The following is a 12,886-nucleotide window of genomic DNA, read 5'->3' as shown; positions in this document are numbered from 1 at the left end:
ATCATGCGTGGGAGATTGGCGAGCATCGCCGCGGAGGAGATCGCGCTTAGCGAGGGGTGGAACCTGGTTCTGACGGAACCCGGCGCCTGCGCCAATCCGCACGACCTGCCGCTTTCCGCCCAGTTCATCCCCGCCGAGGTGCCGGGCACGGCCGCTGCCGCGCTGGAGCGAGGGGGCTTGTTCGACCGCGAAAATCCCGTGCCGCTCGACACCAGGGATGCCTGGTATGTCTGCCGCCTGTTCGACGCCGCGCCGGGTGACGCCATCCTGCGCTTCGAGGGGCTGGCGACGCTTTGCCATGTGTTCCTGAACGGCCAGGAGATACTCTCGTCCGAAAGCATGTTCACCATGCACGAGGTGCCGGTGACGCTGTCAGGCGGCGACGAACTGGCGCTTTGTTTCCGCGCGCTTGCGCCCAGGATTGCCGAAAGCGGCCCGCGCGCCCGCTGGCGGCCGCAGATGATCACGCCGCAGGGCCTGAAGAACGTCCGCACCACGCTGCTCGGCCGCATGCCCGGCTGGTGCCCTGAGATCCACGCCGCCGGCCCGTGGCGGCCGGTCACTTTGGTGCGCCGCGATGTCGTCTCGCTGGATGATGTCAGCGTGCGGGCGGTGATGGAGCCGGATGGTTCGGGCAAGCTCAGCGTGTCCCTGCGCACTGATGCCGAAGCGCCCGAATTGTCGCTGCGCTGCGGCGGCATCGAGCAGGCGTTCGAAAAGGTCGGCGAGCGGCATTACTCGGCCATTCTCAGGCTGAAGGACGTGGAGCCCTGGTGGCCTCACACGCACGGAACGCCGCGTCTCTACGACTACGCCGTCGTCATCGATGGTGTCGAGCATCCGCTCGGCAAGACCGGCTTCAGGAGCGTCGTGGCCGATCGTGGCACTGACGGCAGCGACTTCGCGCTTCTTATCAACGGCGAGCGGGTGTTTTGCCGCGGGGCGGTGTGGACCACGGCCGATATCGTGAAGCTACCGGGCGTGCGGGCGGATTATGAGCCGTTCCTGCGGCTGGCGGCCGAGGCCGGCATGAACATGATCCGCATCGGCGGCACCATGGCTTATGAGACGCCCGAATTCTTCCGGCTTTGCGACGAGCTTGGGCTGATGGTTTGGCAGGACTTCATGTTCGCCAATTTCGACTATCCGAAGAACGACAAGGCCTTTACCGCGCATGTCCACGCCGAGGTCGAGGAGTTTCTGCACGGCGTGCAGGGTTCGCCGTCGCTTACGGTGCTCTGCGGCGGCAGCGAAATCTATCAGCAGGCGGCGATGCTCGGCCTGCCGCCGGAATTCTGGTCGGGACCGATCACCGACGAGATCATTCCGGCGATCGCGGCGCGGCTCTGCCCCGAAATCCCTTACGTTCCCAATTCGCCCTCCGGCGGCGCCATGCCGTTTTCGCCGAATTCAGGCGTGACGCATTATTACGGCGTCGGCGCCTATATGCGGCCGCTCGAGGATGCCCGTCGCGCCAATGTGCGCTTCGCGGCCGAGAGCCTCGCCTTCGCCAACGTGCCGCAGCAGAAGACGCTGCAGCGGCATCTCGATGTGCCGCCGGTGCACAGCCCGCTATGGAAATCGCGGGTACCGCGGGATCGCGGCGCTTCCTGGGATTTCGAGGATGTGCGCGATTTCTATCTTGGCCATCTCTACGACATCGATCCGGCGCGCCTGCGCCGCGAAAACCGCGATCTCTATCTCGACCTGTCGCGCGCCGTCACCGGCGAGGTGGCGGAGGAGACGTTCGCGGAATGGCGGCGCAAGGGATCGAGCTGCAATGGCGCGCTGGTCTGGACGCTGCAGGACTTGTTGCCCGGCGCCGGCTGGGGCGTGATCGATTCAACCGGCACGCCGAAGCCGATCTGGTACGCGCTGCGCCGCGCCTTCCGGCCGGTGCAGGTCTTGATGACCGACGAGGGGACCAATGGCCTCGACGTGCATGTGATCAACGAAACCGAACACAGCCTGCAACTCGATCTCGAGGTCATCTGCTTCAGAAATGGCCGGCAGAATGTGGCGAGCGGCGGACGCATCCTGACGCTTGCGCCGCGCAGCACGGAGACGTTTGCCGCGACCGATCTCTTCGGTGCCTTCTTCGACACGACCTATTCTTTTCGTTTCGGGCCGCCGGCGCATGACGTCACGGTGGCGCGGCTCAGGCTTCCCGAGGGTGGCGCGGTAGTGGCCGATGCCTTCCATTTCCCGCAGGGGCGCTCGAAGGCCGTGCACGATGCCGAGATCCAGGTGTCGCTGGTCGAAGACGGTGGCGCGTGGTTCGCGGATTTGGCGACCGACAGGCTGGCGCAGTCGGTGCATATAAGCGTCGATGGTTTCCGGCCTGACGACGACTGGTTCCATCTGGCGCCTGGCGCCGCCAAGCGCGTTCTCCTGCGTCCGCTTTCGGGGCGAGGGGGCGATGATCGCCCGACCGGCGAGGTGCTGACACCGGGCGGCGCGCGCGCTTTTTCGTTCTAGAGGCGCTCGTCGCAAAAGATGAGGCGCAATCAATTTCGAAAGACTTTCTTACTAAAATAGGCCCTTCGAACGGCCTAACGCGGATACGGTATGTCTAAGGGAATTATCGCGAATTCTGTGATGAACGGCGCGGCGGGAATGCTGCTTCTGGTAACGGGGTTCCTGTCTTCCATCATCACCGCCCGGCTGCTCGGGCCGGAGGCGAACGGTATTGTCGCCTTCTCGCTCTGGCTCGTCGTCACCGGCGCGTCGATCGCCGAGCTCGGCTCCAGCATCACCATGTCGAAGACGCTGCCGCAGCTGCAGGCGGAAGGTTTTGACGCGCGCCGGCGGCTGGGTTTCGCCTCGCTGCTCGTCACCGTCATGCTGTGCTCGACGCTGTTTCTGCTCGGCCTCTATGCTCTGTTCTTCCTGACGTCTGAGCAGATGCATTGGGCAAAGACCGCCCCCTCGGTCGCCTACGTCACGGGCGCGCTGTTCTTCGTGCAGGCGATCGGCTCCTTCGTCAAATTCTACCTCATCGGTGAGCGGCGGCTGACCGATTTCTTCAAGCTCGCCATGGGTGTGTGCCTGCTGCAGCTGATCGGTGTCGGCGCCGGCGCCGTGCTCTATGGGGTCGAGGGCGTGCTGGTCGGCTATCTGCTTGGGCAGATGGTGTTCTTCATCGCCACCATCCCGATCCTGATGACGCCGCGCGATCGCTGCGGGGTGCCGCTCAAATATCTGGCGGCTTCCTCCATCGTGCTCTCGGCACAGTTCCTGATCGATTCCATCTTCCTCAACAGGCTGGAGCTCCTGTTCCTGCAGCAGTTCTGGTCGGTCGAGATGGTCGGTTTCTACGCCGTCGGCCTGTCCGTCGCCAACATCGCGCTGCAATTGCCGATCCAGATGACCGGCAGCCTGCTCCCCTATTATTCGGAGCGGCGCCACTCAAGCGACGATCGCACCCTGCCGGTCGAGGTGTTCGCGGCCGTTACCCGCAGCATGGCCTACATCATCCTGCCGATGAGCTTCGGGCTTGCCGCCATATCGAGCGAGTTGGTTCGCGCGGTGTTCGGCGAAGCATTCGCGCGCAGCGGAACCGTCGTGGCGCTCTTGGCGCTTGCCGCCCCGTCCTACACCTTCATGCAGACGCTCAGCCTCTATCTGCTCTCGATGGACCGCGCCCGCGACCGGTTGAAGGTCAGCTTGGTCGGCGCCGCCGTGATGACGCTCGGCTGCCTTGCGGTCGTTCCGTTCTTCGCCGCCGAAGGAGCCGCGATGGTGCGCATCGGCGTGTTCACGATTATGTGTATTATCATGGTGCGGCAGACCGGTTTCGGCTCTCAGCTCTCTGGTCTTTACGTAAATCTGCTCAAGACGCTTGCCGCATCGGTCCTGTGCGCAATTATAGCCCTTGGAATTTTACATTATATCAATGGTTCTATTGGACTTCTTCTCGCAATCGTTCTTGGGGGCGCTGGCTATATTGTTGCGCTCAAGCTTTTAAAGGCAATTCCGCGAGAGGATGCCGATGTTATGTCGTCTATTGTCGAAAAATTGCCGGGCTCGGTAGGAAAGTCCGCCCGCAAGGCCGTCGCCTTCATTGCGCCGGCAAACGCCAAGACGGCGGAAGCCGAAGAGGCGATCGAGATCACCGTCGAGACCGGTCTTGCCGAGGGCGCCGGCAACGAGGCCGCGTTGCCATTCGCTTTCGATGGCACGATCGGCATGTTCAAGCCGGAGAACGCTGGCGTTGCCAAGCGCTCCGCGGCGGTGCTCTTCGTCAATCCCTGGGGGCTTGAGGAAATGTGCAGCCGGCGGTTCTTCCGTGTCACGGCGGAGCATTTCGCGGCAATCGGCGTGCCCAGTCTGCGCTTCGATTATCCCGGCGCCGGCGATGCGCTCGATGTCGACGACACTGTCGGCCTCAAGATCTGGGAAGATGCGATCCGCGACGCCGCCGAGCGGTTGAAGCAACTAAGCGGCTGCAGCCGTATCATCATCGTCGCGCAAGGGCTCGGCGCGGCACTGGCACAGAGGACCGCGCCGTCGATCGAAGGCGTCGATGCCATCGCCATTCTTGGTCCCGTCGTCAACGGCCGCGCCTATCTGCGCGAGCTTCGCGCATGGGCGACGTTCATCAATCATCACCTGGGATTGGGCGAGGATGCCATTCCCGAGGGCAAGCACATGATCGCCGGGCTGCAGATGCCCGATGGGATCGCCGCGGAGCTTTCGAAGGTCCGCATCGCCGCGCCGGAAAAGCTGGCGGCACAGCGTTACCTCATTCTGGAGCGTCCGGAGCGTGCCGACGACACGACGCTCGCCGACAATCTGACCGCGCTCGGCGCGGCGGTCGAGCAGCAGACATTCAAGGGTTACGACAGGCTAATTTCCGACCCGGTCTTCTCGCGCACGCCGATGGAGGTCGTCGAGACACTGGCGCAATGGGTAGACGAGCATACATCGGTCGATCCGGCCGCTACGCCTTCGGCCACCTCGGTCGACACCCAGTCGCTCGCGGGTGACGACTTCGAGGAAGTGCCGGTTCGTTTCGGCGCGTTCAATCATCTGGTCGGCGTCGTCACGCGTCCGGTCGGACGGCCACGCGGCAACAGCGTGGTGTTTCTGTCGACCGCGTACGACCGCCAGTCCGGCTGGGGTCGCGCGATCACCGACATGGCCCGGGGGCTTGCCCGCGAGGGTGTCGCCTCGATCCGCTTCGATTCCGCCAATGTCGGCGACAGCCCGCCGCGTCCGGATGCACCGGATCAGATCCTCTATTCCGCCACCCAGAACGCCGATGCGCAGGCCGCACTCGATCTGCTCGAGGGCGTGGTTCCCGGACCGCTGATGGTCGCAGGTCGCTGCAGCGGCGGCTATGTCGCCATCCGCTCCGCCGTCGACGATGTCAGGGTCAAGGCGGCTGTTTCGATCAATCCCTTCGTTTATTACTGGGATCCGAACCAGCCGGTCGAGCGCAAGCATGTCGTATCGGTGCCGCGCAGCTTCGAGGATTACGGTCAGCGGCTGTCCAGCTTCGCCACGGTCAAGCGTCTGCTGAAGGGCGATATCGACGTGCTGGCGGCGACGCGCAATGTCATCATCGCCTTCTCACGCCGCATGTCGGTGCGCATCGCGCCGCTGCTCGAATATCTGCCGAGCCGCAGGCATACGGCGAGCGAGGTGAAGAAATCCTTCGTCACCGTCGGCAAGCGCAAGGTGCCGCTGACGCTGATCTACAGCGAAGGCGATGTCGGGCTTGAGCACATGTATTTCCACTTCGGCCCCGGCGGCCGCAAGTTCGAGCGCCATCCGAACGTCCGGCTGGTGATGCTGCCGGATGCCGATCACAATCTGACGCCACCGGAATCGCGCCGGACGGTGTTCGCCGAGATCGCGCGGCTGGCGAAGGCCTGAGCGGACACAGGCGTGCGCCTGCCCGTTTCGGGTCGGTCAAGTTTTCGGACTATCGAGGGTGATTGCGTCGGTTTTTATTAGCCGGCGATGAGCTCTTTATAGACGCCGATGTAACGTTCCGCGACGACGTCCCAGGAATAGGCCGAGGCATCGGAGAGAAGGGCGGCTCGCACCGCCGGGCCTTGCGCTTCCAGGCGCTTGTAGGCCGTTTCCAGCGCGAGGGCTGCGGCGGCCGTATCGGCGAAGTCGGCGAGCAGAATGTCCTTGTGGCGCGCGCCGAGCGTTCTAAAGGCCTCGTTGGTGTTGAGCACCGGCAGCAGGCCGGCGCTCATGGCTTCCAGCGCCACAAGCCCAAAACCTTCATAGGATGAGGCGGAGGCGAAGATCGAAGCGTCGGCGATGATCCGCCCGACCGCGCCGTTGTCGGCGTCGACATGGATGGTGACGGCGTCGTTGAGCTTCAGTCGGTCGATCTGAGCCATCAGGTCCTGCCGGGTCAGATCGGATTCGACGCCGGCGATATCGAGATGCCAATCCGGATTGCACACTCTCAGCACCGCAAGGGCGTCGATCAGCCGGTCGAGGCGCTTGTTGACCGAGAAACGGCCGATCGTGACGATCCGGCGCTTAGGGCTGCGGGATGCGCGGTCGGCGAACTTGCCGATGTCGGCGCCGTTTTCGATGAGAATGCTGCGGCTCGGCGCGATCTTTTCGAACTGCGCGAGATCCGACATGCTGCAGCCGATGACCCGCTTGTAGGCCATGGCCGAGACACGGGTGATGGTCTGGAACCAGACCTTCTTGATCGCCGCGAATTTCGTCGTGTGGAAAAAGCCGCCATGGGTCGTGACCACCATCGGCTTGCGATGCAGGAAGCGGCCCCAGGCGAGCGCATCGAAGAAGAAGTCGATCGCGTGCACATGGATCAGGTCTGCATCGCCGAGATGGCGGAAGACCTCTGGCGCGAGCGGATAGCGCGTGCTGCCTGACCAGGGAATGCGGACGATGTCGATCCCGTCGATGGTCTCGCGTGAAGGCAGCTTCTTGTCGCGGGCCGTAAACAGAGAATCAAGCGTGACAACGCGGACGCGGTAGCCGCGCTTTAGCGTCTGGCGCGAGAGGTTGGCGATCACGTCCTCAAGGCCGCCGCGATTGGGCAGGAATTGGCGGATGACGTGAACGATCAGCGGCGCGCTGGCGGCGACCGGTTCGGCGTCATGGGAATAGAGTTCGGCGGCGGACATATGTCATTCCTTCGGCCGCGATGAACGGATCACGGCTTTCATCGATGCCACATGGCAACGGGCTGCGTTAAGGCGGCGTTAAACTTCCGCCCCTTCGGGGATTTGCTTTTGGGAAGAGTTAACCGACCGTCACTGCAGGCCTAAAATGCACGGAAGGTGAGCGTGGTCAGCGAGCGGACAATGCCCGGAATGCTGGCGATCTGATCGTTAACGAATTTCCCGATGTCCTCGCCTTCCTGGATATAGACCTTGAGAAGCAGGTCGTAATCGCCGCTGGTCGAATAGAGCTCCGAGACGCGTTCGGTCTTGTAGATGGCGTCGGCGACCTCGTAGGTCTTGCCGGGGGCGCATTGGAGCTGGACGAAGATCGGCTTCATGGGAATTTCCTGCATCGAATTCTGTTGCGCCGCATAATGCGCGAAACGACGGGTGCGGCGCAAGCGGTTCCGTCAACCGGCGGCTTCGCGGACGATCCAGTCGCGGAAGGCTGAGAGCGGGGCGTAGTCGGCGCGCTCGGCGGGAAAGGCCAGATAATAGCGCTCCTTGCTCTCCATCTCGCGATTGACTGATGCCACGAGATCGCCGCGCTTCAGCTCGTCTTGGATGAGGAAGGTCGGCAACAATGCCACGCCAAGGCCGGCGATGGCCGCCTGTGCGGTTGTGGCGAACTGGTCGAAGAGCATGCCGTGAACGGTCTGCGGCGGCACCTCGTTGTCGGCGAACCATTGTTCCCAAGCATCCGGCCGGGTGGTCAGATGCAGCAGCGGCACGTCGACGAGATCGGACGGCTGGCTGATGCCGTAGCGGTCGCGGAAATCGGGGCTGCAGGCGGGCACGGTCTTTTCCGACATCAGGAAGGTCAGCTCGGCGCCCGGCCAGAGCGGATGGCCGAAATGGATGGCGGCGTCTATCGAATCCAGGCGAAAGTCAAAAGAGGATAGGCGGGTGACGAGGTTGATGGTGACGCCGGGATTGGCGGCGAGGAAGCGGCCGAGGCGCGGCGCCAGCCAGCGTGTGCCGAAGGTCGGCAAGATCGCGAGGTTCAGCGTGCCGCCATGCGGATTGGCGCGCAGGTTCAAGGAGGCGCTGGAGATGCGCCGCAGCGCCTCGCGGATCTCGCGGGCGTAGCCGTCGCCGGCAAGCGTCAGGCGCACGGTCTGGCGTTCGCGGATGAAGAGCTCGACGCCTAGCTGCTCCTCCAGCGTCTTGATCTGGCGGCTGACGGCGCTTTGCGTCAGGTCGAGTTCCTTGGCGGCGGCCGTGACGCTGCCGGTGCGCGATACCGCCTCGAAGGCGGAGAGCAGCGCGGTGGAGGGTAGAAAACGCCTTGACGTCAGCATTGGTCATTCCATTTCAGAATGAGCTATTTCCGAAATGTCGATATTTATGGCTTTCGGGCGCTTGTAAATAGCTGCACTAATCATAATCGGAATGAACGTGGGGATCTCTATCATGGCAGGCTTCTTTTCCACAGACCGCATCCGTTCGCTGTTTACCGAAGCGATGTCGCAGATGTATCGCGCCGAGGTGCCGCAATACGGAACGCTGCTGGAACTGGTTTCCGACGTCAATGCCGAGGTGCTGGCCAGGGACAATGCGCTGCGCGAGCGCCTGACGCGTGCCGGCGAGCTGGAGCGCATCGATGTCGAGCGCCATGGCGCCATCCGTCTCGGCACTCCCGAAGAGCTCTTCACCATCCGCCGCCTCTTCGCCGTCATGGGCATGCAGTCGGTCGGCTATTACGATCTATCGGTGGCCGGCGTGCCCGTGCATTCCACCTGCTTCCGCCCGGTCGATCAGGCGGCGCTCAGCGTCAATCCGTTCCGCGTCTTCACCTCGCTGCTCAGGCTCGAACTGATCGAGGACGAAGCCTTGCGCGCCGAGGCCGCCGATATTCTCGCGAAGCGCCGCATCTATACCGAGCGCGCCATCCAGCTGATCGAGCGTCATGAAGAGGCGGGCGGGTTGACGGAAGCGGAAGCGCGGGAGTTCGTCGCCGAGACGCTGGAGACCTTCCGCTGGCATGGCGAGGCGACCGTCACCGCCGAGACCTACAAGCGCCTGCACGATGCGCACCGGCTGATCGCCGACGTCGTCTCCTTCAAGGGACCGCATATCAACCACCTGACCCCGCGCACGCTCGATATCGACGCCGTGCAGGCCCGCATGCCGGAGCGCGGCATCACGCCGAAGGCCGTCATCGAAGGGCCGCCGCGCCGCGATTGCGATATCCTGCTGCGCCAGACCAGCTTCAAGGCGCTGGAAGAGGCGATCGCCTTCGCCGGCGAGACGGGCGCTGCCAAGGGCACGCATACGGCCCGCTTCGGCGAGATCGAGCAGCGCGGCGTGGCGCTGACGGCCAAGGGCCGGGCGCTTTACGATCGGCTGCTGGCCTCGGTTCGCGGCGAGGTGCAAGTCGGCGCCGGTGGCGCCAAGGCCGGAGATTACGACAGCGAGCTTGCCGAGCGGTTCCGCGAACTGCCGGACAGCTGGGCGGCGCTCAGGGCCGAGCAGCTGGCCTTCTTCCACTATTCCGCGACGCCCAAGGGCGTTGCCGCCGCCGTCGACGGCGCGCTGCCTGACGATGCCGAGGCGCTGATCGAGATGGGTTATCTCACCTTCGATCCCATCGTCTACGAGGACTTCCTGCCCGTCAGCGCGGCTGGGATCTTCCAGTCGAACCTCGGCACGGACCAGCAGCAGAACTACGCGACCCGCTCCAATCGTTCGGCCTTCGAAGAGGCGCTCGGCGCCACCGTCACGGATGAGCTTGACCTCTATGCGGAACGTCAGGCACGCTCGCTGGAGGCGGCGATCGATCTGCTCGGGCTTTCCGGCCTGCGCCTGAGCAACGTAGCCTGATAGACCTCGGAACGGAGCTCTCCGATGCTGAATGATCCGCGCTCCCACGGCCTCTGGGAAAAGACCGCGCCGCAGCCGCCGGCAACGATGCCGCTGTCAGGCTCGGTCACGGCCGATATCGTCGTGGTCGGCGGCGGCTATACCGGGCTGTCGTCCAGCCTGCATCTGGCGGAAGCCGGCAAGTCGGTGGTGCTGCTCGAGGCCAACGAAGTCGGCTTCGGCGGCGCGGGACGCAATGTCGGGCTGATCAATGCCGGCATGTGGGTGATGCCCGACGATCTGCCTGGTGTGCTCGGCCCGGTCTACGGCGAGCGCCTGCTCGACCTGCTCGGCAATGCGCCGAAGCTGGTGATGGAGCTGATCGACAAGCACAAGATCGCCTGCGAGCTCGAACGCAACGGCACGCTGCATGTCGCCGTCGGCGCCGATGGCCTCAAGGAAATCACCGATCGTGCCAGCCAGTGGGCGGCGCGCGGCGCCGATGTCAAATTGCTCGACGCCGCCGAGACGGCGCGCCGCGTCGGCAGCAGCGCGTATACCGGATCACTGCTCGACATGCGCGCCGGCACGCTGCAGCCGCTCGCCTATGCGCGCGGCCTCGCGCATGCCGCCGTCAAGGCCGGCGTTGCACTGCATACATCGAGCCCCGTCATCGCCACCGAGAAAAACGGCAAGCGCTGGACGGTTAGAACCGCGAAGGGCTCCGTGACCGCCGACTGGATCATCGTGGCAACGGACGCCTACAGCACCGGCCCCTGGGAGCAGGTGCGCAACGAGCAGGTGCATCTGCCCTATTTCAACTTGGCGACCCGGCCGCTCGGAGACAATCTGCGCAAGTCGATCTTGGCTGGCCGCGAGGGTGTCTGGGATACCAAGGAAATTCTCTCCTCCTACCGCATGGACCAGGCCGGCCGGCTGGTGTTCGGCAGTGTGGGCGCGTTGCGCAATACCGGGCTTTCCGTCCACAAGGGCTGGGCACGGCGCGCGCTGAAGAAGCTCTTCCCGCAGCTTGGCGATGTCGAGTTCGAATGCGAGTGGTACGGCAAGATCGGCATGACCGACAATGCGCTGCCGCGCTTTCACAAGTTCGCCGACAATGTCGTCGGCTTTTCCGGCTATAATGGCCGGGGGATCGCGCCGGGAACGGTGTTCGGCCGCACGCTTGCCCGCCATATTCTGGGCGAGATGAGCGAGGCCGAGTTGCCGCTGCCGCTGACTGATGCCGCCGAGCCGCGCTTCCGCGCCGCCAAGGAATTATGGTACGAAGCCGGCGCCCAGGTCGCCCACTTCGCCGATGCCCGCTTCTAAGAACAATAAGGTTGGAACCACGACAATGACCATCGAAACGCTCGATCTCGCCACCGAAACCAAGACCCTGCTTGCCAAGCTCGGCGTCAGCGCCGACCGCTTCACCGGCGGCACGCTGCGGGTGACGTCGCCTGTGACAGGCAAGGAAATCGGCGCGCTGAAGGAAGTGTCGGTCGCCGACGCCAAGACCGCGATCGATAATGCCCACAAGGCGTTTCTCGAATGGCGCGCCGTTCCGGCGCCTAAGCGCGGCGAGCTTGTGCGGCTGCTCGGCGAGGAGCTGCGCGCGGCCAAGGCCGAGCTCGGCCGGCTGGTGTCGATCGAGGTCGGCAAGATCACGTCGGAAGGCCTCGGTGAAGTACAGGAAATGATCGACATCTGCGATTTCGCCGTCGGCCTGTCGCGCCAGCTCTACGGCCTGACGATCGCCACCGAACGTTCCGAACACCGGATGATGGAAAGCTGGCATCCCCTCGGTGTCGTCGGCATCATCTCGGCCTTCAACTTCCCCGTCGCCGTCTGGTCGTGGAATGCGGCGCTGGCGCTGGTCTGCGGTAATTCCACCGTCTGGAAGCCGTCCGAAAAGACGCCGCTGACCGCACTTGCCACGCAGGCACTGTTCGAAAAGGCGCTGAAGCGCTTCGTCGCCGAAGGCGGCACCGCGCCGGCCAATCTCTCGACGCTGCTGATCGGCGGCCGCGATGTCGGCGAGGCGCTGGTCGATCATCCGAAGGTGCCGCTGGTTTCGGCCACCGGCTCCACGGCCATGGGCCGCGCCGTCGGTCCGCGCCTGTCGCAGCGCTTTGCCCGCGCCATCCTCGAGCTCGGCGGCAACAACGCCGCGATCATCTGCCCGACGGCCGATCTCGACCTGACACTGCGCGGCGTCGCCTTCTCGGCCATGGGCACCGCCGGCCAGCGCTGCACCACGCTGCGCCGTCTGTTCGTGCATGAGAGCGTCTACGACGCGCTGGTTCCGCGCCTGCAGAAGGCCTATGGCTCTGTCAGCATCGGCAATCCGCTGGAGAATGGCACTCTCGTCGGTCCGCTGATCGACAAACAGGCCTACAGCAACATGCAGTCGGCGCTGGAGCAGGCGAAGGCAGCGGGCGGCAAGGTTACCGGTGGCGAGCGTGTCGAAAACGGTGCCTCCGACGCCTTCTACGTGCGCCCGGCGCTGGTCGAGATGCCGGCGCAGACGGGTCCGGTCGAGAACGAAACCTTCGCGCCGATCCTCTACGTCATGAAGTACAGCGATTTCGACGCGGTTCTGGAAGACCACAATGCCGTGCCGCAGGGCCTGTCGTCGTCGATCTTCACCAATGACATGCGCGAAGCCGAAACCTTCGTCTCGGCGCGCGGGTCGGATTGCGGCATCGCCAACGTCAACCTCGGCCCCTCGGGTGCGGAGATCGGCGGCGCGTTCGGCGGCGAGAAGGAAACCGGCGGCGGCCGCGAGTCCGGCTCCGACGCATGGCGCGCCTACATGCGCCGCACCACCAACACGATCAACTACGGCAAGACGCTGCCTCTGGCGCAGGGCGTGAAGTTCGACGTCGAATAAGCGTCGCGATCAATTGCTGCATTGCAGG

General features: G+C 64.3%; 8 protein-coding genes. 5 read left to right on the top strand and 3 right to left on the bottom strand.

Annotated features, from left to right (window positions below; genetic code table 11):
• Positions 1 to 3 precede the first annotated feature (3 nt).
• Positions 4 to 2,478, top strand: coding sequence for a glycoside hydrolase family 2 protein (locus tag ACIQUB_RS23265; protein ID WP_113238149.1), 2,475 nt, complete (start codon positions 4 to 6; stop codon positions 2,476 to 2,478).
• A 90-nt stretch (positions 2,479 to 2,568) separates the two neighbouring features.
• The gene (locus tag ACIQUB_RS23260; protein WP_113238148.1) at positions 2,569 to 5,880 is read left to right on the top strand and encodes an alpha/beta fold hydrolase; all 3,312 of its coding nucleotides are present in this window, start codon (positions 2,569 to 2,571) and stop codon (positions 5,878 to 5,880) included.
• Positions 5,881 to 5,957: 77 nt separating this feature from the next.
• Here ACIQUB_RS23260 and ACIQUB_RS23255 read toward each other — a convergent pair whose 3' ends face one another.
• From ACIQUB_RS23255 to ACIQUB_RS23245, 3 genes are all read right to left on the bottom strand, one after another.
• Entirely contained in the window at positions 5,958 to 7,124 is a 1,167-nt protein-coding gene (locus ACIQUB_RS23255; RefSeq protein WP_113238147.1) for a glycosyltransferase family 4 protein, read from the bottom strand.
• A 140-nt stretch (positions 7,125 to 7,264) separates the two neighbouring features.
• Positions 7,265 to 7,501, bottom strand: coding sequence for an Lrp/AsnC ligand binding domain-containing protein (locus ACIQUB_RS23250; protein WP_112425684.1), 237 nt, complete (start codon positions 7,499 to 7,501; stop codon positions 7,265 to 7,267).
• A 72-nt stretch (positions 7,502 to 7,573) separates the two neighbouring features.
• A complete protein-coding gene (locus tag ACIQUB_RS23245; protein ID WP_113238146.1) occupies positions 7,574 to 8,464 on the bottom strand; it encodes a LysR family transcriptional regulator in 891 nt (296 codons plus the stop codon).
• A gap of 112 nt (positions 8,465 to 8,576) precedes the next feature.
• Between ACIQUB_RS23245 and ACIQUB_RS23240 the strand changes: the two genes are divergently transcribed.
• The 3 genes from ACIQUB_RS23240 to ACIQUB_RS23230 are packed head-to-tail and all read left to right on the top strand — an operon-like array spanning position 8,577 to position 12,858.
• The gene (locus ACIQUB_RS23240) at positions 8,577 to 9,986 is read left to right on the top strand and encodes a VOC family protein (protein ID WP_402932731.1); all 1,410 of its coding nucleotides are present in this window, start codon (positions 8,577 to 8,579) and stop codon (positions 9,984 to 9,986) included.
• A 24-nt stretch (positions 9,987 to 10,010) separates the two neighbouring features.
• Entirely contained in the window at positions 10,011 to 11,294 is a 1,284-nt protein-coding gene (locus tag ACIQUB_RS23235) for an FAD-binding oxidoreductase (protein WP_113238144.1), read from the top strand.
• Between the two features lie 25 nt (positions 11,295 to 11,319).
• Entirely contained in the window at positions 11,320 to 12,858 is a 1,539-nt protein-coding gene (locus tag ACIQUB_RS23230) for an aldehyde dehydrogenase family protein (RefSeq protein ID WP_113238143.1), read from the top strand.
• The last annotated feature ends 28 nt before the right edge of the window (positions 12,859 to 12,886 follow it).

Origin of the sequence: Rhizobium sp. NPDC090275, from assembly GCF_044772225.1 — a bacterium.
GTDB lineage: Bacteria > Pseudomonadota > Alphaproteobacteria > Rhizobiales > Rhizobiaceae > Rhizobium.
Note: the sequence above shows the minus strand (reverse complement) of the source record. Positions and strands in the feature narration are given on the sequence as shown.